13 protein-coding genes are annotated in these 23,279 nt (G+C 69.2%); 2 read left to right on the top strand and 11 right to left on the bottom strand.

Features of this window, described 5'->3' with window-relative positions:
- Positions 1 to 15 precede the first annotated feature (15 nt).
- The 5 genes from ACIOJE_RS00540 to ACIOJE_RS00520 are packed head-to-tail and all read right to left on the bottom strand — an operon-like array spanning position 16 to position 11,207.
- Positions 16 to 1,308, bottom strand: a complete 1,293-nt coding sequence (locus tag ACIOJE_RS00540) for an MFS transporter (RefSeq protein ID WP_400772420.1) — start codon at positions 1,306 to 1,308, stop codon at positions 16 to 18.
- Positions 1,305 to 3,164, bottom strand: a complete 1,860-nt coding sequence (locus ACIOJE_RS00535) for a hypothetical protein (RefSeq protein ID WP_400772419.1) — start codon at positions 3,162 to 3,164, stop codon at positions 1,305 to 1,307. The genes ACIOJE_RS00540 and ACIOJE_RS00535 overlap by 4 nt, the downstream gene beginning before the upstream one ends.
- A complete protein-coding gene (locus tag ACIOJE_RS00530; RefSeq protein WP_400772417.1) occupies positions 3,161 to 4,384 on the bottom strand; it encodes an ATP-grasp domain-containing protein in 1,224 nt (407 codons plus the stop codon). Before ACIOJE_RS00530 ends, ACIOJE_RS00535 begins: the two co-directional genes overlap by 4 nt.
- A gap of 58 nt (positions 4,385 to 4,442) precedes the next feature.
- On the bottom strand, positions 4,443 to 5,459 hold the full coding sequence (gene gntD, locus ACIOJE_RS00525; RefSeq protein ID WP_280673337.1) for a guanitoxin biosynthesis L-enduracididine beta-hydroxylase GntD: 1,017 nt from the start codon (positions 5,457 to 5,459) through the stop codon (positions 4,443 to 4,445).
- 51 nt (positions 5,460 to 5,510) lie between these two features.
- A complete protein-coding gene (locus ACIOJE_RS00520; protein ID WP_400772415.1) occupies positions 5,511 to 11,207 on the bottom strand; it encodes an amino acid adenylation domain-containing protein in 5,697 nt (1,898 codons plus the stop codon).
- A 515-nt stretch (positions 11,208 to 11,722) separates the two neighbouring features.
- On the opposite strand from ACIOJE_RS00520, the gene ACIOJE_RS00515 reads away from it, so the two are divergent.
- Both ACIOJE_RS00515 and ACIOJE_RS00510 read left to right on the top strand, forming a co-directional pair.
- A complete protein-coding gene (locus tag ACIOJE_RS00515) occupies positions 11,723 to 12,910 on the top strand; it encodes an HNH endonuclease (protein WP_400772414.1) in 1,188 nt (395 codons plus the stop codon).
- A 683-nt stretch (positions 12,911 to 13,593) separates the two neighbouring features.
- Complete coding sequence (locus ACIOJE_RS00510) at positions 13,594 to 14,244, top strand: IS5 family transposase (RefSeq protein WP_400772804.1); 651 nt, start codon at positions 13,594 to 13,596, stop codon at positions 14,242 to 14,244.
- A 351-nt stretch (positions 14,245 to 14,595) separates the two neighbouring features.
- Here ACIOJE_RS00510 and fxsT read toward each other — a convergent pair whose 3' ends face one another.
- The 6 genes from fxsT to ACIOJE_RS00480 form a co-directional block, all read right to left on the bottom strand.
- On the bottom strand, positions 14,596 to 18,384 hold the full coding sequence (gene fxsT, locus ACIOJE_RS00505; RefSeq protein ID WP_400772412.1) for an FxSxx-COOH system tetratricopeptide repeat protein: 3,789 nt from the start codon (positions 18,382 to 18,384) through the stop codon (positions 14,596 to 14,598).
- Positions 18,381 to 18,755, bottom strand: a complete 375-nt coding sequence (locus ACIOJE_RS00500; protein ID WP_400772410.1) for a hypothetical protein — start codon at positions 18,753 to 18,755, stop codon at positions 18,381 to 18,383. The genes fxsT and ACIOJE_RS00500 overlap by 4 nt, the downstream gene beginning before the upstream one ends.
- A 165-nt stretch (positions 18,756 to 18,920) precedes the next feature.
- Positions 18,921 to 20,393, bottom strand: coding sequence for an SAVED domain-containing protein (locus ACIOJE_RS00495; RefSeq protein WP_400772409.1), 1,473 nt, complete (start codon positions 20,391 to 20,393; stop codon positions 18,921 to 18,923).
- On the bottom strand, positions 20,393 to 21,313 hold the full coding sequence (locus ACIOJE_RS00490; protein ID WP_400772408.1) for an AAA family ATPase: 921 nt from the start codon (positions 21,311 to 21,313) through the stop codon (positions 20,393 to 20,395). Before ACIOJE_RS00490 ends, ACIOJE_RS00495 begins: the two co-directional genes overlap by 1 nt.
- Positions 21,314 to 21,343: 30 nt before the next feature.
- Positions 21,344 to 21,859, bottom strand: coding sequence for a hypothetical protein (locus tag ACIOJE_RS00485; protein WP_400772406.1), 516 nt, complete (start codon positions 21,857 to 21,859; stop codon positions 21,344 to 21,346).
- Positions 21,860 to 21,861: 2 nt separating this feature from the next.
- Complete coding sequence (locus ACIOJE_RS00480; protein WP_400772404.1) at positions 21,862 to 22,866, bottom strand: CBASS oligonucleotide cyclase; 1,005 nt, start codon at positions 22,864 to 22,866, stop codon at positions 21,862 to 21,864.
- Positions 22,867 to 23,279: the final 413 nt, after the last annotated feature.

Below are 23,279 nucleotides of genomic sequence, written 5' to 3'. Positions count from 1 at the left end.
CGGACAGCCGCCCTGCTACGCGGCGCCGGCGGTCTGCTCGGAGGACTGCCCGACGGGCCGCTCCGGTGCGGCCGAGAGGACGGTGAGCCGGCGGAGGTCGCGGCTGAGCAGCGCCGCGCCGGTGGCCAGCGCCACCAGCGCGGCGCCCCACAGCAGCGTGGCCCGCACCCCGATCTGGTGCGCCACCGGGCCCGCGGCCATCTCGCCGATGGGCAGGGCGATGAACGATCCGAGCGCGTCGTAGGAGTACACCCGGGCGAGGCGGTCGGCGGGGACGTTCTCCTGGAGCGACACGTCCCAGGCCACGCCGAACTGCTCCAGCGCCACACCGTTCAGGAACATCGCCACCCCGAGCAGCAGGGCGCCCGGCGCCTCGGCGAGCACCACCAGCGGCACCGCCTCCAGCACCACCAGCGCCACGCCCAGGCGCAGCGCGTGCCGGGCGCGCGAGCGCGCCGCGAGGAAGCCGCCCGCGACGGCGCCCGCCATCTGCGCGGCCAGGACGGCGCCCCACAGCCCGCGCCCGAAGGTGTCGTCGGCGACACCGAGTCCGAGGACCTGGATGCCGCCGGCGACGACGGCGTTCACCACGGTGAACTGGAGCACCACGGCCACCACCCAGGTGCGGGCGGTGAACTCGCGCCAGCCCTCCCTCAGTTCGTGCAGCGGGCGGGACCGTTCGGCGGGCTCGGCAGGCTCGGTGTCGCTCGCCGCGATCCGGACGCCGCGGAAGCACAGCGCGGCGAGGAACAGGCAGAGCGCATTGGCCGCGAGTCCCCACCCGGGGCCGATCAGGGCGGCGATCACACCGCCCAGCGAGGCGCCGACGATCATGCCGAGGTTGGTAGCCATCCGCATCAGGGCGTTGGCCGGGCGCAGCACGTCCGCGGGCACGGTCTGCGAGGTCAGCGCCGCCGAGGCCGGCAGCGAGAGCGCGGACAGGGCGCCGTTCGCCACGCTGAGGACGACCAGCAGCGGGATCGAGGTCCAGCCGAGCAGGACGGTCACCGCGACCACGGCCTGCACCAGGGCGGCGCCGGCCGCCGAACCCTGAAGGATCAGGGTCCGGGAGAACCGATCGGCGACGACGCCGCCGAGCAGCAGCAGCAGGACGTTGGCCAGCGATCGCGCCCCCACGACGAACCCGAGGTCGGTCGTCGACCCGGTGAGGTCGAGGACGGCGAAGCCGAGCACCACGGGCGCCATCGCGTTGGCGAAGTAGATCAGCAACCGACCGCCGGCGAGCTGCCGGAAGTCGCGGTGCCGGAGTGGCAGGAAGGTCTGACTGTCCGCCAGGGACGGCCTCATGCGGTCGGACTCCCAGGGCTTCGGCCGCTGCCGGCCGGTGCCGGCGGGGAAACGGTGAAGTGCACGCGCCGGGTGGAGACGCCCAGGTCGTGCACCGCGTACGGGGTGAAGTAGTACGCCTGGGGCGCGGCCTCGGCGGCGATCTCGATCGCGAAGTCGCACCGGGCGCTCTCCCCGGCCCGAACCTCCTTGCGGCTCAAGGCCGGAAGCGCACGGGCGTTCAGGTACATGGGCAGCACGATACCGGTGTTGACGGTGCCCGTCCGGTGCGGAGCGACGGTGATCGAGACGTGCAGCGTCGTCCCGGCCTCGACCTCCTCGGGCGCCGTCACCCGCAGTTCCGTACCGTCCACAGGGGAGTTGACCACGTCACCGCACCGCGCGCAGAGCCCCTGCACCGTGTCGGCGATGACCGGGAGCCGGCCACGGCGGGTGTAGCTGCGCAGCGGGCGGCCGCAGCTGCACAGCCAGTCGAGGTCGACGGGCTCCTCGGCGGTGCTGCGCTCGCCGAAGTAGGTCGGGAACTGCAGCACGGCGTCGTCGTGGTGCTTGGCGATCCGGTGCGCCAGGGCGAGATCCAGGGACTTCGTCTCCTCGGCGGTCGCGGCCAGCGCCGGCGGGCCGTCCGGGGGCGACAGCGCGACGATGCGCGACGCGTAGCGCAGCATGCTGTCGGAGAGCTGCCGCAGCCGCGGGCGCAGCGGGTAGTCCTCCCGCAGCAGGCCGCTGTCGAGCAGGCCGGACAGCCGGGCCCCGACGGTGTGCAGCGGGAAGCCGGCCGTGTCGTCGGCGACGGGCGCCGGCTGCTCGACGACCCCGCCGGACTGCAGCCCGATCTGGACGAAGGACGGGTAGGGGTTGATGTCCTTCATCCGGTCGTTGATCGCCCGGGCCGCGTTCCGCCCGGTGGAACTCTCGGTGAGCCAGGCGAGGTTCTCCGGGCGCGCGCCGTCGCAGGCCGTCAGGGTGGCGACGACGGTCTGGGCCGGGCCGTCCAGCGCGTCGAGCAGGATCACGTACTTGGGGTCGTACATCGCGTAGTCGGTCAGCGGGCCGCTGAAGCAGTTGGCGAGCACCAGTTCCGCGGCCTTGATCCGCCGGGCGGGGATCAGCTTCTCCTCGGGCTTGGTGCAGCCCAGCCCGTACGCGCACTTGGGGCCCGGCAGGCCCGGGTCCCGCTCGCCGACCGGGCTCAGCCCGCAGAGGGTGAACCGGCCGAGGTTGAGCTGGTCGTCCTTGCCGTTCCCGTGGAACAGCACCCGGCGCCAGACCCGGTCCAGGGCGATGCCCTGGATGTCCTTGTGCCGGACGTCCTCGGCGCCGAACCAGACGGTGCCGGGGGCGGCCGGCAGGGTGTCCAGCTCCGAGATCATGCCGGTCTCGCCGTGCGGCGCGGCGTTCGCGTACTGCTTGGCCACCACCCAGCTGACGGTGTGCGCGTCCCGGCCGGTGAGCAGGAACAGGTCGCGGCCCTGGGCGTAGGTCTGGTCGACGACGTCCTGGACGGCGTCCGCGCGCAGGTCCGCGTAGCTGCCGAGGACCAGGACGGAACCGGTGTCGGGCAGGTCCGACACCTTGGTGACCCAGGTGCGGGCCAGCGGGGCGGCGAGGCGTCGGACCTCCTCGGGCAGCGAGGTGCCGACGACCACGCCGGTCCCGGCGGGCTCCGGGGCGCGCCGGCCGGCGTAGACGGGCCGGGCCAGCGCGATCCCGTCGAGCAGGTCGCCGCGCGCCCCGGTCCACACCGGGATCGCGGCGGTGCCGGTGTCGTCGGCCAGCCAGCTGCTCACGGCCTCGGCGTAGCCCGGCAGCGCCTCGTGGGCGACGAACAGGGGGTCCTGTCCCGGCTCGGTCATACGTCCGCCACCTTGAGCTCGAAGTGGTCGAGCACGGCCTGCATGCGCTGCTCGACCTCGTCGGCGGTGGCGCCCTCGACGTGGACGTAGCCGGTGCTGGCGTGCGAGGCGCGCGGCGGGTCGAGCAGGTCGCCCGGCTGGACGGTCAGGTGGGCGCCGATGACGCCGGGCAGCCGGAGCAGCTCCTCCTCGGTGCTGATGCTCACCAGTCGGCCGGGCCGGGTCGGCAGCAGCAGGTCGCCGACCGCGCGGTCCCGGGTGTACTCGGGCACCGGGACCCGGTCGAGGTAGGTGTCGAGGATGACGTTCAGGAAGTCGAAGCCGTACGCGAGCCCGTGGTTCATCGGAACCTCGCAGCCGCTGAGGCGGGCCGCGACCTCGCTCATGTGGAACTCGCCGTCCTCGGTGAGGAAGAACTCGCCGTGCAGGTAGCCGTACGGGATGCCCAGTCCGTCGGTCAGCCGCTGGGCCAACGCCTTGGCGTCGACCGGGAGGTGCTCGCTCGGCGCGTAGGTGATGTTGGCGTTGATCGCCCCGTCCAGGACCTCGATGATCGGGCGGGGGTTCTTGGACAGGTAGGCGTCCACGACCTGACCGCGGGCGATGACCGCGCAGAGCTGGAACTCACGGCCCGGGATGTACTGCTCGACCATCCACTCCAACTGCGGGTCGAGCGGCGGGATGTCGGCGAGCCCGGCCGGCGAGTCGATCCGGTAGGTGCCGATGCAGGAGTCGGAGTCGATCGGCTTGAGGATGACCGGCCAGCCGTGGTCGGCGCCGAAGGCCTCGACGTCCGCCAGGACGGTGACCGGGCGGTAGGCCGCGTGCGGGATGCCCAGTTCGGCGTACCGGTCCTTCATCGTCTTCTTGTTCCGCACCCAGGCGACCTGCTCCTCGGTCAGGTGCGGCAGGCCGACGAGGGCGGCGAAGCGCTGGGCGGACGCCTGGAGGGCCTCGTTCGGGTTGCAGAAGTGCTGCGGGCGCTCGCCGACGGTCTCGATCCAGGCCAGGTACCGGGCCGCCTCCTCCTCCAGCGGGGCGGCGGTCGCCAGGGTGAAGGTCGGCAGGTCGGCGGTGCGCTCGACGTACTCCGGGGTGAGCTGGACGGAGTCGAACCGCAGCAGCACGACCGAGACGTCGTCGCGGCTGAGCACGCTGTCGGTGAAGGTCGCGCGGCGGCTCTCGACCAGAAGGACGACGGGGCGCAGGGGGGTGGTCATATCGACTTCCTCGCTGGAGCGGAACTGGTGGGGGGAGATCAGGGAGACGGCCGGTCGGTCAGCCGATGACGCGGGTGGTCCCGTCCAGGCGCCCGGGTCGGGTGCGCCGCAGGTCGCGGACGATGTTGACGCGCTTGAGCCACCGGTCGGCGCCGTCGAAGCCGGCCCGGAACGCGCGGCGGCCGTGCACCACGTTGCGGTTGTCGACGAAGCAGACGTCGCCGGTGCGGATGAAGACGTCCGTCAGGTTGGCGTCCAGGTGCGCGACCACCCAGTCCAGGGCCTCCGCCGCCTCGGCGTCGTCCGGCCGGGCGCGGAAGAAGTCGCGGTCGATGCGCAGCACGGGGGCGTCGGCGTGGCCGCTGAGGATGGCGACCGGGTCCATCGGCGCCTCGTCCTCGGCGAACTCGTGCGAGGAGTCCGGGATCGCGACGAACCTCGGCTGGGCGAGCAACCGCGCGACGTCCGCGGGCATCCGCCGGACGTCGACGTGCGAGACGGTGGTGGCCACGTCGGTGCCGTTGCGCAGCGCGAACAGGCCGACCCAGTCCGCGCGGTGCGGGGAGAAGGCGTCCTCGGTGTGCCAGCCCAGTTCGAGCTCGCTGGAGGCGGAGATCAGGCTCTGCTCGTAGCCGCGGCTCGGCAGCACGTCGGTGACCAGCCGGCCGGACTGCTGGGTGGCCCAGCCGATGGCGTCGCCGAGCAGGGCGGAGTACAGCACCAGCAGGGCGCCGTAGACCTGGCTCGACTCGGTGTCGGCCGCGCTCCAGTGCTCGGGCGTGCTGCCCAGTGCGGTCTGGTCGACGAGGTTGCCGCGGATCATGGTCGCGTGCGCCCGCTCGTCGCGGCGTGCTTCGTTGAGGTGCCGGCGCACCGCGAGCGGCAGGTCCTGGGCCAGCACCGGGGCCTCGTCGAGGAACCGCAGGTCGTTGGCCGCTTTGAAGGTCCTGGCGCAGTCCGCGGCCAACTCGTGGGCGGCGCGGGCGTCCTGCTCGGTGAGGTCGAGGATGTGGTGGTACAGGTCCGGGGTGTCGGCCTGTCCGTTAGCTGCAGGGGTGTGGGCCATCGCAGTCATGGAGAAACCTTGTGTTCGTGAGGGTGGTTGGACCGTGGGGGAAGGGCGGGATCAACCGCCGAGCCGCAGCTCGGCCGCCGCGTGCTCGTTGAGGAACGCGTGCTCGTTGAGGAAGTCCAGACACAGGTCGCGCAGGTCCTCGGGGTGGACCAGCTGCCAACCGGCCGGCACCGGTACCGGCTTGGGCCACAGGGCCGGCCGGTCGCGGTCGTCGGCGAGGACGACGAAGGTCCCGTACTCGTCCTCGAAGGGGTCGTCGGCCCACGGCTCGTCGAGGATCTCCAGCCGCCCGTCGGAGCCCCGCCGGGCGGCCCGGCCGGTGCGCCACATGCGCTCGCCGGAGGCCTCGAAGGGGTCCGGGACGAAGCGGTCACCGGTCGCGTCGGGCCGGTCGGCGTACCCGAGCGCGAGGCTCGCGCCCGCGAGGTACAGCGCGCCGGTCCCGCCGGGGGGCACCGGGCGCAGTTGGGCGTCGAGCACGTGGGCGCGGTGGTTCCAGGCCGGTCGTGCGTCGGCGCCGGGCCGGTGGACGACCACCGTACGGGCCTCGGGCCGGCCGGCCCGGACGGTCAGCGTGCGGCCGTGGGCCGTGGCGAAGGCGTGGACCTCGGGGCTCGCGTCGTCCCGGTCGGTGGACACCGTGAGGGAGGCCGGCGCGCCGGTGGCGCGGCCCGGTTCGGCGTACACGTCGGCCAGTGCGACCACCAGCGGGTCGGTGGACACGGCGTGGTCGGCGCCGCTGCCCCGCAGCCAGTCGGCCAGGCCGGGCAGGTCGTCGTACCGCTTCGCGTCCGGCACCAGCACCGTGGCTCCGGCGGCGAGCGACTCCAGCAGGTCGAGCGCGGCGGCGACGTCGGGGTAGCCCGGGTGCAGCCAGGCGCTGCGCGCCCCCGGCTGCTCGGCCGAGCGCCAGGCGGCGACGGTGGCGATGCCCTCGGCGCCGATCAGCACCTCGCCGATCTGCGGGTCGTCGGTGACGGCCAGCAGCACCGGGCGCCGCGGGGTCGCCGACCCGGCCGGCGCGGCCGGCGCGGCCGGCGCGGCCGGCGCGGCGTCTTGGTCCGGGCGGCCGTCGTCGGGCCCGTCGTCGGCCGTGAGGTCGAAGGTGGAGGTGGGGTCGAGCACCAGGCGGGCGACCGGGGAGGCCTGCTCCGGGACGCCCTGCCCGGCCTCGGCGTCGAGCAGGAGCACACCGGCCCGCTCCACGAGCGCCGCCGGGAGCGCCGCCGGGTCGAAGGGCAGGCAGACGGCTCCCGCCTTCGCGACCGCCAGCACGGCCGTCGCGAACCCGAGCGGGGAGGCGATCGCGGTGGCCACGACCGTGCCCGGCCCCGCCTTGTGCCCGGCGAGCGTGCGGGCGAGCCGGTCGGAGCGGCGGTCGAGCTCCGCGTACGTCACCGGCTCCGCGCCGTCGTCCAGGGCGACGGCGCCGGCGCGCTCCCGGACCTGAGCCGCGAACAGCTCCGGCACCGTCCGGGCCGGGACGGCGCGACGTTCCCCGGCCCAGGCCTGCTGGGAGTGCTCCAGGGCCTGGTCGGAGAGCAACCGCAGCGCGCCGATGCCCTGCCCGGGGTGGTCGAGGGCCGAGCCGAGCAGCGTCACCAGGCTGTCGAGCAGCCCCGAGACAGCCTCCGCACCGATCACGTCCGAGCGGTACGAGGCCTCGACGTCGATCCCCAGCGGCTCGCCGGTCGCGCTCTGCCGTTCGGTCAGCACGAGCGCCAGGTCCGCGTCCGGGTGCGGTCGGCGGGGCTGCTCGGCCCGGATCACCAGGCCGGCGGTCTCGAAGGTCGCCCCGGCCTGCGGGGCGACGGAGAGGACCACCCCGCCGGGACGCGCCGCAGCGGGCTCCTGGCGGAACGCCGCCAGTTGGGTGGCGCGGACCCGCTGGAGCAGCGTGCCGAAGGCGGGGTCGCCCGAGGTGTCCGTCCGCAGCGGCACGGTGCGGGTGTACTGGCCGACGGCGTGCCGCAGGGCGTCACCACCCCGTGCGGGGACGGGGGTGGCCAGCACGAGGTCGGTGCCCGCGTCGAGCCGGGTGAGCAGGGCCGCCAGAGCGGCGTGCGTCGCCATCAGGACGGTGGCGCCCTGGTCGGCCGCGAAGTGGGCCAGCCTGCGGTGCAGTTCGGCGTCGATGACGCTCTCCGCCCGGCCGACCCGGGTGTGGTCGGCAGCGGCCCGCGTGGTGTCGGCGGCGGCAGCGGCCCCGGGCAGCGGGGTCGGCTCGGGGGTGTCCGCCGCCGGCTCGGGCCGCGCGACGGTACCACCTGGGGCGGCGTCACCGGTGACGGCACCACCGGGGACGGCACCACCGGGGACGGCGGCCGGCCAGCGCGGCGCCTCGTCCACCGCGCGGGCCTCGTACGCCCGGACCAGATCCGCGGCGAGCGGCAGGTACGAGGAGACGTCGACCAGGTCGGGGCGGAGCGTGAGCAGCAGCAGGTGGTCGTCCGGCGCGAAGGCGAACAGCCGGGCGGTGACGGGGAGTTCGGCGTCGAGCGGCTGCCGGTCGGCGTCCGCCAGCAGCTCGGCCGCGCCGGCCTTCCCCGCCGGCTCGGCCGCCAGCGCGTCGACCACCAGGCCGGACAGCGCCCGGTGCCGGTGGGCCAGGTCCTTCAGCGCGGACTCCAGGGCCTTGACGTCCAGGGCCCGGTCGAAGCGCACGGGCAGCACGAGGTTGCCGGTGCCGCCCTCGGCACCCGCCGGCCCGCCGGGAAGGGGCGCGTCACCGGCCAGGGTGGCGAGCCCCCGCACCGTGGGCGCCTCGTACAGCGCCCGGGTGCCGGGATCGACCCCGAGGGTGGCCCGCAGGCGGGCGACCAGACGCGCGGCGATCAGCGAGTGCCCGCCGAGGGCGAAGAAGTCGGAGTCCGCGTACACCTCGCGCTTCGGCAGTCCGAGGACCTCCGCGAACAGGTCGCGGACGATCTCCTCGATCGGCGTCCCCGGCAGGGTGCCGGGCATGGCGGCCGCGAGGGCCGGGGCCGGCAGGGCGCGCCGGTCGACCTTCCCGTTCGGGGTGAGCGGCAGGGCTTCGAGCGTCATCAGCGCGGCCGGGACCATGTAGTCCGGCAGCTGCCGCTGGAGGTAGCCGCGCAGGGTCACCGCCAGGTCGACGGTGCTGTCGAAGGCGGTGGGGGTGTTGGCGCAGTCGCCGACCTCGGGGGACCCGGCGGCGTCCGGGGCGTAGCCGGCCGTCAGCGGGCCGGCCTCGGTGCCGGGAGCGAGCAGGACGATGTCGACGGCCTCGGCCGTGTCGGCCGACCACGTCGCGAACGCGCGGTACCCGGCACGCTCGCCGAGGGCGCAGAGCTCCTCCGGATCGGGTGCGGCGCCCGTCCGCGCCGACCGCTGGACGGCCTCGGCGAGGCCGGCGCCGGAGTCGAGCGCCCGCATCACGGTCCGCTCCCGGTGGATCCGGGCGTTGGGCACCCCCGCGATCCGCAGGGCGGCGGGCGCCTCGGCCCGCAGGTACGCCTCGATCTCGGCGGTGGAGCCCAGATCCGCACCCCAGCCGAGCCGCGGCACGTCCCGGAGGTCCGCGACCGGCTCGCCGGTGCTCAGCACGGCCTCGTAGCGGTAGCGGGTGAGCTCGTTGTGGTGGGTGCCGCGCTTGATCCGGACGTCCACCGCCCGGATCGCCGGCAGCTCACGGGCCAGCGTGGTGAACAGCGCCGGGGAGAGCAGCAGTTCGGTCTCCAGTTCGATCCGCTGGCCGATCGAACGGCGGGTGCTCTCGATGTCCCGGCCGTGCTCGGCGTCGCCGGCCCGGGCCAGCTCGACGCCGGTCTGCATGCAGCGCAGCAGGTCCAGGTTCCGCAGGTCCCCGAGGAAGAACGAACCCCCCGGGGCCAGCAGCGGCAGCACGCGTTCGATCACGGTCCGCAGGTACTCGACGTTGGGGAAGTACTGGATGACCGAGTTGATCACGACCGTGTCGAAGTGGCCCGTGGGCAGCTCGTCCACGACGTCCGCGGCCCGGCAGCGCAGCGTGACCCTGCCGCGCAGGCGGGGGTCCGCCTCGGTCTGGGCGCGCAGCGCCTCGATCACCGCCGGGGAGAAGTCGGTGCCCCAGTACTCCTCGCAGTCCGGGGCGAGGTGGGACATCAGCAGGCCGGTGCCCACGCCGATCTCCAGCACCCGGCGCGGCCGGAGCTCGCGGATGCGGTCCACCGTCGCCGCGCGCCACTCCCGCATCTGGTCGAGCGGGATCGGCAGGTCGTCGTAACTGCTGTTCCAGCCCACGAAGTTCTCGCCGAGGTCGGTGGACTCGGCGTCGTCGTAGAGGGTTTCGTAGATCTCCCGCCACTCGGTGACCTGGCTGGCCGACTCCGCGGCGGCGGCACCCGCCGGCACCACGTGGGCGACCAGCCGCCGATCGTCCTCGGCCTGCTGGTACACCGAGACGACCGCCTCGGAGACGGCGGGGTGCGCGGTGAGGACGGCCTCGATCTCGCCCAGCTCGATCCGGAATCCACGCAGCTTGATCTGGTTGTCGACCCGGTCGAGGAACTCGACCGCGCCGTCCTCGCGCAGCAGGACGTGGTCACCGGTGCGGTAGAGCCGGCCCGAACCGGGCTCGACCGGGTTGTCGACGAAACGCTCCCGGGTGAGCTCGGGGCGGTTGAGGTAGCCGAGCGCGAGGCAGGGCCCGCCCAGGTACAGCTCGCCGGAGCCGCCGGGGGCCACCGGCCGGAGGTCGTCGTCGAGGACCAGGCCGATCGTGGCGCCGATCGGCCTGCCGATCGGGATCGTCCTGGCATCCTCCGCCACCTCGGTGATCTCGTACCAGGTGGCGAAGGTCGTGGTCTCGGTGGGCCCGTACACGTGCAGCAGGTGCTCCGGCGGCTCGGCCGCCAGCACCTGGCGCACCCGCCGCGGGTTGCACGCCTCGCCGCCGAAGAGCAGCACCCGGAGCGGCCCGAAGGCCCGGGGCCGGTCCCGGGCGATCTGGTTGAACAGCGCGGTGGTCAGGAACAGCACGGTCAGCCCGTGCTCCTTGACGGCCCGCTCGAACGCGGCCGGGTCCACCACGGCGTCCTTCGGCAGGCCGACCAGTCGGGCGCCGGCGGTGAGGGCACCCCAGATCTCGAAGGTGACCGCGTCGAAGGCCGGGTTGGCGGCCTGCGCCATGACGTCCCGCGCGGTGAGTTGCACGTAGTCGGTGGACCGCAGCAGGTCCAGTACGGCGCGGTGCGGGACGACGACTCCCTTGGGAGTGCCGGTGGTTCCGGAGGTGTAGCAGACGTAGGCGGCGTCCTCGGGGCCCGGCGTCACCTCCGGCAGGTCGGCCGGCAGGCCGGCGATCTCCCCGGCGAGGACGTCCACCGCGACCACGGCCGCGCCCAGACCCTCACAGTCCGCCGCGAAGGCGTCCTGCGTCACCACGACCCGCGCGGCACAGTCCCGCAGGATCAGCCGCCGACGCTCCACCGGATGCGACGGATCCACCGGCACATAAGCGGCCCCGGCCCGGACGATCGCGAGCAGCGCGACCACCAGCTCGGGCCCGGCCGGCAGACAGGTGACCACATGGTCCCCGAGCCCCACGCCCCGCGAGCCCAGATACGCCGCCAGCCGGTTCGCCCGGCGGCTCAACTCGCCATAACTCAGCGCGATTCCGGCATCCGGATAGTCCACGGCCGGTGCATCGGGCTCCCGGACCGCATGCCACTCGACAAGACCGGACAGAGACGGGTAGGCAGAGCCATCCCCGACGGTTCGTACACCAACGTTTGAGCCAGTCATACCCATATCCCCCGTGGCAAAAACCACACCCAGGCGCACGCGAACGCCCACCGTTCGATGACGCCCCCCAGCCGCCGCGCAACCGCCCGCCGCTGGGGGCTCACTGCCTGAATATCGATGCTGCTGCGCCAGGCTATGTCGTGAGATGAACATGGTCAATGGCTGAAAGATCTTGCATTCAACGCCCCCAACTCGTATGCCCCACCCCCCAAATCCCACCCCCGATCCCCCGCCACGCGCCGCCCCCCGCCCTCGACACCCCGCAGAACGCCAGAGCCACCCAACCCCCACCACCACACCCGACACCACACCCGAGCCCCCACCACGGCAACCACCGCCACCGCCCAAGGAACGCCCAAAGGCCCAGGTCATGAGCGACACGACCTGGACCTCCACCGAGCCGCCCGCAGGATTCGAACCCGCGACCTACGCCTTACGAGTTCTCCCAACCACAGCCCTCGAGCTCTCCTGTCAGCGTCGGCGTCTAGGCTCATCTCGGATCTGAGGAGGGGCCGTTGTCCATCAACATCCGAGAGCTGACCGACGCTTCGGCGGTCTTGAAGGCGATCGCCAAGCACGATGAGGTTGGCCGGCAGGCTTTCCATGACCGCTACGACAGCGGCGAGACTGATCAGCACTACCTCCAGCATGGCGACCGGCTCTACAGTGCGAAGGCCATTGCCGGCGCGGCCTACGACTTCCAGCCACCGCCGACGAACACGCCCGAGACGGACTCCAGCAATGTCGAGAGCCACGCCGACGCTGCCCTACGCTCGCTCGGTTTCACGGTGCTGAGCGGGCGCCCGACAACGATCGACGGCGAGCGCAACTGGCGCCAGGCCATCTGGAAGCACCTCAGCGCCTGCCGCGATGTCGACGGACTGGTGACTCCGGATGATGTTCGGTCAGTGCGTGCTTACGGCGGCCAGCAAGGGATCTGGGTCGACAAGGCGCGGACCAAGCACGTCCATCCCCATGGCCTAGGAGTGGGCCTGAAGCACACCGGGACGGACTACCCGGACGAAGTCAACGACGAAGGCGCCCTCTATCACTACCCCACTACTGACCGGCGAGGACAGGACGAAGCCGAGGTTGAGGCCACAAAGACCGCGGCCAAGGTCAAGCTTCCTGTCTTCATGATTTCGGAGCAAGGGAATCGTCGGTCAGTCAGGCTCGCCTGGGTTACCGGGTGGGAGGACAGGAGCAAGCTGTTCTTCGTTACCTTCGGCCCCGAGGCTCCGACCCGCCTCCTCGACAAGGACCGCTCGGATGAACAGCCATTCGAGCTCGAAGGTAGCCGGCGGCGTCGGCGGACTGGAACGGTGACGACCCGACCTGACCAGGCGCGGTTCAAGCTGGAAGTCTTCCAGCGCTACGGGCCGGTCTGCCCCCTTTCAGATATCGCGGTTCCTGAGATGATCGAAGCTGCCCACCTGCGCCCGGACGCCGACAACGGCACCTCCGACGCACGCAACGGCCTGCCCCTCAACGCGGCACTTCACCGCGCGTTCGATGCCCACCTCTTCGTCATCCAGCCAGACACTCGAGAGATCCTTGTCCGACCCCAAGGCCCCAGCCTGGCCCAACTTGGGATCGTCAAAACTCATCTGGATGGTCTGGAGAACTATCCACACCGAGATGCTCTGGCCTGGCGATACGAGAAGTGGCTTGAGAAGAACAAGCTCGCCTCCGCCAAGGCGTGAAACCCCTCCCTGCCAGCCTTAGGTAAGACATCCCGCTTTGTCGGGTTAGCCTGAGTGGGCGTTTAGGGATGGTTTGCGACGAGTATTTTGATCGGCTTTGTCGCATTCGTCGCCAAGGTGCATGGCGCGAAATGTCCGGAAGCTCCGCACTGGAAGGAACATTTCCCTCTATTGCTAAACCAGACGGGATCCAGCGTCGAGAAGCGGATCAAACGGTCACGCAGGTTGGCGCCCGGAAGGCGGCGAAGGTGAACGTAAGGTGCGAATCATGTCGAAGATGTTGGCTATCGAGGCGACTTAGCACCGCAAACCATCCCTAAACGCCCACTGAGTGGGCGTTTTGACATACTTGGTTCCGTAAATGGCTCATGGTCATGTCTCTTTGGCTACGTTATGCACGATAGATAAACAATGCCCTTCCTCCGATCAAAGGATCGGCCGCCCGTCTCGCCCGGCAGCTCACCTTGAAGTCCGTCTGGTTTACAGAGGTCATAGAACCGCCCAAACGGACAGCGGAGCGGGATCCTCCGCCCCATCCGCACTGACGCTGTGTCATGACCGAGCGCAAGCCATACCTGCGCGATCCGTCCGACGCCCGATGGGCCCGCATTGAGCCGATTCTGACGGCATAGGGAACGGCCCGGCTCGACCGTCGGCCGACTGGCCAGCCGGCGAAGGTCGACCTGCGCGACGTCTTCAATACGATCCTCTACATCAACCGCACCGGAATTCCCTGGACGTACCTTCCGCACGACTTCCCCAACCACGGCACCGTCTACGCCTACTACGCGGCCTGGTACGACGAGGGAATCTTCGCCCAACTCAACTACGACCGCCTCGGTGATCGACACCCAGAGCATGAAGACCTCCACCAACGTGCCCTTGACCAGTACACCGCGAAGAAGATCGTCGGCCGGAAGAGAGGCATCCTCACCGACACCATCGGACTCATCCTCGCCGTCACTGTCACCGCCGCGAGCCTGTCCGAGAACGCCGTGGGAATTCGCCTCCTCAACCAGGCCAAGAAGACCTACCCGAGCATCTCCAAGACCTGGGTCGATACCGGCTTCAAGAACGCCATGATCGAGCACGGCGCAAGCCTGGGCATCGACGTCGAAGTCGTTCACCGGAAGTCCGACGCCCCCGGACTTCATGCGGCGAAAAGGCGGTGGGTGGTCGATCGAAGCCCGGGGTGGATCATGCAGCGCCGCCGCCTCGCCCGCGACTACGAGACCCTCCCAGCCAGCTCCGAAGCCATGATCCACATCGCCTCGATCGACAACCTCGCCAAGCACATAGCGGCCGAGACCACACCAACCTGGCGAGCCTGTTAGGACATAAAGGGCAAACTACTCTCAACAAATGCCCTCTGAGACCACGAACCCCCGGGCGGCCCGCGCCCGCCGCCATCGGCGCATGCTGTAGACGACAAAAGGCCCGGTCAGAGCATCTGACCGGGCCTTCCTATCTTGAGCCGCCTGCGGGATTCGAACCCGCGACCTACGCATTACGAGCCCGCGAGTGATCATGTTGGCTGCTGCCGTCATCGATCACCTGGTGATGAACCCGCAGGTCAGGGCATTGCGTGGTGATCCACGATCCCGTCCGAACCGGCACGTGCTGCCCCGTCCGCTCACGCACCGCTCACGCAAATTCGATCCGTACCAACACATGACGGCTCCGGCCTAGCAGCTGCCGTCATCGGCCCTCACAGCCATCAGCACCCGCTGCAGCGCGGTGATGCGCCGATCCTCATCTGGCCGGGTCTCCAGAGTGCGGTCCAGCAGCGCTTCCAGTTCTTCTTGCGCCGCGCGGGGGTGCCCCGCCTCCCAGAGCAGCTGAGCTCGCCGGTAGCGTGCCTCCCAGACCTCGTCGTGGTCCGCACCACGGGCCCGAGACCAACCCTCAACCACTTCCTTGAGCTGTTCAGCAGCCGCTGCCGGCTGCCCTGCCTGGTACAGGGTCTTACCGAGATCCTCGCGCGCCGCCAGAGTGTCGGGATGATCCGTCCCCAGTGTGCTACCCCGACGCTCCACAACTCTGCGGAGCCGGGGAATGGCCCCTGCAAGCTTCCCCTGGACTGCCTCTGCGATGGCGAGGTTGTGTTCCATCCGCAAGGTCGCGGGGTGGTCATCTCCGATGCTGTTCCGACATCTGTTCAGCCCATCTCGATATTCAGCTTCTGCTTCCGGAAGACGTTGCTGACCAAGCAGGAGGAAGGCCAGATTTCCCTGGACAGAAAGCGTCTGACGATGGTTCGGGCCAAGGGCACGAGCGCACGCCGACCGAATCTCTCGATAAGCGGCCTCAGCTTCGACGACGATTCCCCGGTCGTCGAGAATGCGGGCGAGCGACAGTCGTGTAGCTAGCGTCTCTGGGTGCTCGGGCCCAAGTCGACGCGCCTGGACCTGCAGGATAGCCGTCTGCTCCTTCTCGGCCCCATCGAGATCGCCCTGAATGCGCATCACGACGGCAATATTGTGACGCAGCATCAAGACTACTGGCTGGTCTTCCGAATACGTATCTTCAGCATCGTTGAGCGCTTCACGGTAGACAGTCGCCGCCTCCTCCAATTCACCGAAGTCCTTCAGGGCGACCCCGAGACTATTGCGAGCGATGATCGAGTCAGGATGCCCGGGACCCGACCGTTTAAGCTCCTCGTCGGCGATCTCTCGCAGCTGGCGAATCGCTTCCCGTAGCATTCCTCGCGCGTGCAGCACTGCCACCAATTCATGCCGAACGTCCGGGCGTCCAGCATCGCCTCCAGGAATATCCTTTAACGCCTGCCGCAATTGCTTCTCGGCCTCGTCCAGGCTTCCTTGCTGCAGGAGAAGCGCGCCCAGCGCAGCGCGTGCGCTGGCGACATTGCGATGCGAGTGGCCAAGAATATCTTCCTGAAGCGCCAGAGCTTTGCGCATCTCGGAAACCGCCTCGCCCGTTCGTCCGATACGGCCCAAGGCCATCGCCCACTCAACCTGCGCGTTGAGGGTGACAGGGTGCTTCCTTCCGTGACGCGCAGCTGCCGAATCTAGAATCGACCTGTACTCCGATTCCGCCTTGGCTAGTTCCCCAATGGAGCGCAGTGCCGCAGCATGACTGCTGCGGCCTGCTAGCACATTGGGATGGTCGTCGAGGAGTTGCTTCTTCTGGGCTTCGGTCAACTGTTCCAAGACCGCCGAAGCGCTCTTCGCGTTGAGTTCTCCCCGCTGCATAAGCAGTACGGTCAGGCTGTGGCGTGAGTCGAGCGTGTCGGGATGATCAGGCCCCAGGATGCGAGTACGCGCGTCCAGCACGGCCCGGATCTCAGCTTCCGCTTTGGTGAACTCCTGGCACAGGAGGAGCGTGGTTGCCAAGTTTGCGCGGGTGATCAGCGTAGACGAGTGCTCGACCCCGAGAGTTGATTCCTCCAATTCGAGCACCCGGCGAAATTCCTCCGCTGCGCGCTCGTTCTCCCCCTGATCTCGCAGCGAAATCGCAAATTCGTGATGGGCCTCGAGTGCATCAGGGTGCGTCTCGCCCAATTCGGACCGCAGCCCTTCCAGTACTTGCCGCCCCTCCTCCGCCGCCTCATCAAAGCGCCCCATGCTTCTAATACAGATCGCACGGCCATGCCTCGACCGCAGCGTATTGGCCGCATTTGAGCCGTACAGCCTGGTTTCATGGAGGATTACCTCGTTGTACTCGCGCTCCGCTTCCTCGAGTTTCCCTCGCTGTGACGCCGCTCTTGCGCGCTCATATCGCACTGTAAGAGTGGTAGGGTCATCCTCGCCGAATTGCCTGATGCACTCCTCTGCAATGCGATCCAGCTCGGCCTCGGCGGCCTTCAGATCACCCATCTCCTTGACCGTGATCGCCCTGTGTCTGCGGATGTTCACGCCGATCCACGGGCTTACTCCCTCAGACTCGGCTCGTGCTAGCGCTTCGTCCGCCAGTCGACAAGCCACCTCGTAGTCGCCCCGGACGCTCAGGTAGGCCACTGCAACCCCAGCGCAGAGCAACACATTGCCGAGGCGGTCATCGGCAGCAGTGCCCCATTTTGGCAATCGGCTCATCGTAACCAACCAGTGTGGAATGAGCCCCTGCCAGGTTGGCCAGGAACTCGGATCCCGTGGATTCTCCAGGTAAGGAGTACCCGCGACCAGCAAGTCGGCGGCTGAATCCCACACCTCTCGGTAGTCTGCGGGAGCCGCAAGGAGCGGGGCAACCGAAACTTCGGCCACGAGCCGGTGGATTTGGTACACCGGCTCTCCAGAGCGGACGTCGAGCCCGATGAGGCCGAATCGGCTTAGGCCATTAAGCGCCCTTCTAGCGACCTTGGGCGACAGGTCTGTAGTCCACATCCCCAAGGCGGCAACCTTGGATGGATCGATCAAGGAAGTCGGCAGAGGCGCGGTCGGGGCGAAGCAGGACAATAGCTGCAACAAGCCGCGAGCCTGTGCCGTGCCCTGCCGTTCGAGGAGGGAGAGGGACAGCTCCCACGTACTAGCAATCGTCCGGCGGGCTCGTTCCTCCTCGCTTCGCAGATCCCCGTGCACACCCTCGTTTGCGTCATCGAGGAATAATGGGGAATCGTCGAGCGCGTCGACGTATTCGGCAAAGGTTTGGGCTTCAGCCAGCGGATCGCCGTACGCCATGTCCAGGTACGTGCCCGCCAAGTGCAGCGCGAGCGGCAGAGAGCCGAGACGGTCGGCCAGAGCCGTTGCAGATTCCGTGTCGCCTGCCTCGGGAGCGAGTTCCTGGAGAACCTGGCTTGCAAATTCGAGCTCCAAGACCTCCACCCGGTGGAGACTCGCGACTCGGGCGCCCCAGGAACGCTTGTTACTATCACGGGTTGTGACAAGGACTCCTTGCGATCTTCCAACAGGGGGCCTGACCCATCCTGTGCCGTCAGCCAGTGCCGTCCCCAGGCACGACAGCACGTCGAGATCGTCGGCATCATCGAAGACGAGCAGCCAGGGACGGTCCAGGGCAGCCAGATAGCGCCAGACCAGATCAGCTGCAGGCCTTCCGCCTTTCTCCCAGGCGTGGGCTACGTGCTCAGCCGGGGCGCCGGCGAGGAGAGCCGCGTGCTGCATCCCGTCTGCCACGGCCGCCGCGGATCCGGCCTGGATCCAGAAGACCTCGGTACCGACCTCCCTGGCCCGCTCAGCTGCAGAAAGAGCCACCGTAGTCTTCCCCACCCCACCCATTCCGGACAGGACTTGGATACGCGGATGGTCCGCTGTGCCGGTCCCTGCAAGAACCTTGAGGATCCCGTCCCGACCCAGTACGGCCTCCGGCAGCCTGCCGTACGGCGCCTCCACCGATCCCAGCGCGAGCAGTTCCTCAACCGATGGGGTCGGATTGGCAAGGCCCGTTGCTAAGTTGACGTTGACGGCAGCATGGAATACCGCCCCTGGGGCGTTGAAGCCCGTCGAGCCAATGACGCTATTCGCCGGTGCCTCTCGACCGGGCAGGGGCGGGGGCACTGTCATCGGGCCTGCTCGTTCTGGCCGAAGGACATGTTCACCGTGCCATTGAACGTAGCCCCGGGTGCGTTCAGGCCATGGGAATCACGCACGGTGTTGACAGTACCGCTCGCCGGCGCGACCAGGCGGGACAGCCACTCCTCCATCTCACGGCGGAACTCCGGGTCAGCCGCAGCCTCGCGGTGAAGCACCTCGCTCAGCGCGGCGACAGCATCCGGATCGCTGCTGTCGCGCCCATCCAACGCGGCAACCGCCCTGCTGTTGTTGGAGAAGCGGTTCCGGAGACGACGCCAGAGATCGGTCACGACAGCCTCGCTCAAACTTCCGGTGGCACCGCTCAGCGCCGCCAAAGCAAGCTCAGTAGACGTCACATCCATTTTTGCTCCCGGTAGTTGCTCGCATCGTCACGCCATAAACACTGTAGTGGTGCAGAGTTGGCGGGGTTGGCGCCTTGCGAAGAGCATCGCAATCCAGCCATCTTGATGGGCTGCCGCATGGCACTACCCGCTCCCCTTCTGGCGAGGGCATCGATGCCCTCGCCATCAGGCTTGGACGGTGAAGGCAGGCGCATAGCCCTCGTCCACTTTGATGTCCTCGTAGATCACGGTCTCGCACAGCCGGTTCCAACGGTTGCCGAGGAGAACGGCGAGCCCCATAGGGCAGGCGAGGAAGAGATGTATACGCCGAAATCGGCGGGTGGGACGACGCAGGTGGTCACGGATGCCGACGGCCAGGGCGTTGGCGGTGGCACTGTCCGGAACAGAACCGTCCTTCGCCGTGCCGCCCGGCGGGGTAAGGACAATGAGCTTGGCAACGGGAAGACCCTGCACACGCAAATACTCCAAGACGTCCTCGGTAGGGTCCGTGGCGACAGCGATGGCGACGGCGAGCTCGTTGCCCTGGCCGATCTCGTGCTCCGCAACTCCCGGAGCCAGAACGGTGTCGAACTGGTGGTTGGTGGACCAGAGCTGGCCGCGCTGCACGACGGCGAGGTCCGTGCCAGTGACCATGCGGAAGGTGGTGCCGACCAGAAATGCGGGTGCCAGCCGGATGCTGCCGGTGACAGAGACGGCCCCAGTTCCGGTAGGCAGGTGTTCGGGAGCGGCCTCGACGTCCGCCTGCAACTGTGCCCAGGTGTTGGGTGCCCGAGGGCGGCGTTTGGTGTAGGCGGATTCCCCCTCGAAGCAATCGACCCAGTCGATGGCGTGGTCGGCTTGCGGGGCCATCGGGTCCGGCGTGAGCGTGGCGATCGACAGGACGGCACGGGCGGGGCCCGCCTTCAGGTCCAGCTCGGCGACGGCGGCCTCGACCATCGCGAGGGTGAGCTTGCGCCGACCGTCACGCACCATCTTGGCGACCCAGGCGGCTCCCTCCTCCAGCGCTCGCTGGTCGTTGCGCAAACCCGCGAGGGCCATCATCAGCCGCAGATGCTCCTGATACCAGGCCATGTCCAGAGGCAGATCGAAACGTAGCACCGACAACAGGTCGAGGAGCTCGGTTTCGGTCAGACCTGCTTTCTGGGCCCACTGGGCACGGGCCTTGCCCCGGTCCGACCTGGGGCCACCGATGGCTGCCTTGGGCATCAAAAGTCCAGTGCGGGCATCGCGGCCGGCCACGAGGTCGTCGGTGGGGTCGGCCGCCCGGTTGGTGACCAGGCGCAGATCAATGCTGCCGCCGTCCGCGGTCAGCTTCTTCCACGCCTTGGCGATCTTCTTGAGGATCGACGGGCCATCGCTGGTGCTGGGCTTGGTCAAGTACTCCCCGTTGACCGGCGTGGCACTGTCGACCGCGTACTTGACCTGCTTGTAGGTGTTCGGGGGAACGTCGCGCAGCAGAACGACGTCGTCGAGGTTGCCCACGCCGTCGAGCTCGACGCCGACTGCGCGGACGGGGTTGTCCGAGCGGGTTGCGTTCTCGCGCAGGAGAGTCAGGCAAGCCTCCCAGGCGACGAGCCACTGGTAGTAGTCGCCGCTGGTGCGGACGCTGGTGGGGCCGGGGGCAGGGAGGTGGGCCATCAGCGCTCTTCGGTGAAGACAGGGGTGGGCGCCAGTTCCTCAGCGAGGGCGAGGAGGTCCTCGTCCGTGACGGGCCGGTCGGGGAAGGCGCGGAAGACGGCGGCTGGGACCAGGCGCTGGGTGAGGTCGGAGAAGGTGTAGCCGGGGCGGTCCTTGGTGGGGCCGGTGAGCTCGGCGACCTTGCGAACGGTCTCCGGCCGGATGCCGAGCCCGTCGAGCGCCTGGGTGAGGACCGCGTGGCGCTGCTCGTCGCCGGGGCGGGTGAAGGTGAAGGTGGCCGCAGCGCGGCGCATGACGGCTGGGTCGAGGGCGCCGACCCGGTTGGTGCACAGCACGACGACGACCGGAAGCCCGGCTCCGGCCAGGCCATCGATTCCGGCCAGGAATGCGTCAACGCCAGCCCGGTCCTCGTGGTGCATCTGCTGGGCCTCGCGGGACTGCACCAGGGCGTCGGCCTCGTCGATGACGAGGATCTGCACGGCGCGCGCACCCTCGGGGCCAGACACGCGCTTGCCCACTGTGTGCATGTGGGTGAAGGCGTCGCCGATCAGCGAGGTCATCTCGCCGACCAGGCCGCTGCCGCGGGTGGCTAGCTTGAGCCGGTACAGGTAGACCGGCAGGCCAAGCCAGTCGGCGAGGTCGCAGCCGAAGGACTCGGCCAGCGCGGACTTGCCGGAGCCGACGTCGCCAGCGAAGACGAACAGCGGTGCGCGGTCCGCGAACAGGGCGAGCGCGGCAACGTCGCCGCCGTGGTGCTCGGCGGCCCAGGACCGGAGCTGGCGCGGGTCCGCGAGGAGCGCGGCCTCCTTGCGCAGGCGCAGTTTCATATCGTCCAGGCCGACCAGGCGGTCGTAGCGGGCACGGCGGGTGGGCTCGGGCAGGTCGATGACGGGGTGGAACAGGTCGTCCTGGCTGGTCACGTTCTCGTTCCTCCTGCTGGTCGCGCTGGACTAGTGGGCGACGTAGACGTCGCGGGAGACGCCGCTGCCGCTGCGGGCGTAGCCGTGCCCGGTTGTGGTGGTGCCCGCGAGGGCGCTCGGAGCGGTGCCGGTCGTCCGGGAGATCGGCAGGGTCTCCTTGACCCCGGCCTGCTGGCTGCTGGTCAGGAGCCCGAAGGCGGAGCTGTAGGTGAGGAAGCTGTGGAAGGTGTACCCGGTGAGGTCGACCGGGTCCGGGAAGCTGCCCGGCCGGGAGTCGGCGAGCTGGCCGCCAGCCGTGGCCTTGTAGCGCAGGCGGAACTTCCAGGTGTTGGTGGCCGTGTCACGGAAGCCGTAGTCGACGGTGTCGAGATAACCGTCGCGCAGGAGCAGGGCGACCTCCTCAGCGAAGTTCTCGATCCTGTCGACGGAGGGCTCGCTGTAGAGGTTGTACAGCAGACGCAGGTCGGCGCCGACTCGTCCTCCGACGTAGCGGGCATCAGTGATCGTGAACGAGGCGGAAGCGGATCTGGTGTACGAGCCGGTCATGGTCACTCTCCCGGGAAGGTGGGGCCGAACAGCTCGCGCCAGGCGTCGAGCGCCTCGCCCTTGTTGGCCGCGTAGGCGGCCATCGTGAGGGTGTCGAGGGTCGTCTTGGCGTGGTTCACCAGCCGCAGGCGGTCGAGTTCGCTGTAGCCCCGCGCGACGTTGTTCTCCGGGTTGACCGGGTCCCAGACCTGGATGGGGTCCGTCGTCGTGCTCACCGCGTTGGCCTTGTAGTAGTCGGTGAAGACGATCTGCGTCTTCAGGCCGGTGCGGACGATGTAGGAGAGCACCTGCTCGATCGCTGCTGGGTAGTCGTCGACCTGGAGCGGCTTGCCGTTCCAGCCGACGTCCCACAGGTGCGCGACCAGGAGCTCGATCAGGAACGACTTGCAGCGCAGCTGCGGGTCGGCCACCTTGCTCTCGCGGATCCACGCCTTCAGCAGTCGGATCAGTTCCCGGTAGCCGTCACCGGCCTCCCCCTTGCGCTTCTCGATGAAGCGCAGGTGCAGCGTGACCGAGGTGAGCACCTTGGTGTTCTTACTGGTGACCAGGTAGCCCCGGTCGTCCGGCTCGCCGGTGTAGAGCACCGGCACCACGTCGATCTTCAAGCCGGAGCCCCGCATGGTAATGCCGACCGCGTGGTCGGAGGGCTTGAAGTCCTCCGCGTCCTTCGTCTTGCCGTAGACCTCCTTACAGCGCTCCTCCAGCCAGGCCAGTACGGTCGAGACGTCGACGTCGGGGTCACCGACGCACAGATACGCGGCGACGTCCGCGTCGGATCCCGTGCCGCTCTTGCGGCGGATCGCCGTGTGCTTGGCCGTACTGCCGGACGCCCGGAGCTTCACCAGGTCGAAGTCCGGGTGAGCGGCGATGTAGTTCTCCAGCCGCTCCCGCAGGTGGTTCACCTGCCGGCGCCGCTCCTTCGCCTCCTCCGCGGGCACGTTCACCTTGTTTTGCGCGAAGGCCTTAAGGACCCCGTGATCGACGTACCGCTCGCCTGCCATACTCATCCACCCTTCACCACCCGGGCGGCCCAATCGGGTCGTAGGACAGACATACCACCCGCTACTGACAAACCCGGCCCAAGTTGACAGCGGTACCAAGGCACTGACTAACGAACAAGCGGAGGATGCCGTCGGCCAGCAGGCCGACATGGCCCGTTCGGCGAGAGATCCAAACTTGGCAACTGAGACCACGAGACGACGAAGGCCCGGGCCGCTGAGCGGTCCGGGCCTCCGCCCGAGAGTGATCATGTTGGCTACTGTCGGCATCGACCACTTGGCGATGAACCCGCAGGTTAGGACGTCGCGCTATGATCCACGATCCCGCCCGAACCGGCACGTGGCGCGCCGTCCACTCTCGCATCGCTCACGCACTCCGTTAGTCGTGGCTCGCTGCGACGGTGTATCGATGACCCGGCTCG

The sequence above is a fragment of the Kitasatospora sp. NPDC087861 genome, from assembly GCF_044742585.1.
Taxonomy (GTDB): domain Bacteria; phylum Actinomycetota; class Actinomycetes; order Streptomycetales; family Streptomycetaceae; genus Kitasatospora.
Note: the sequence above shows the minus strand (reverse complement) of the source record. Positions and strands in the feature narration are given on the sequence as shown.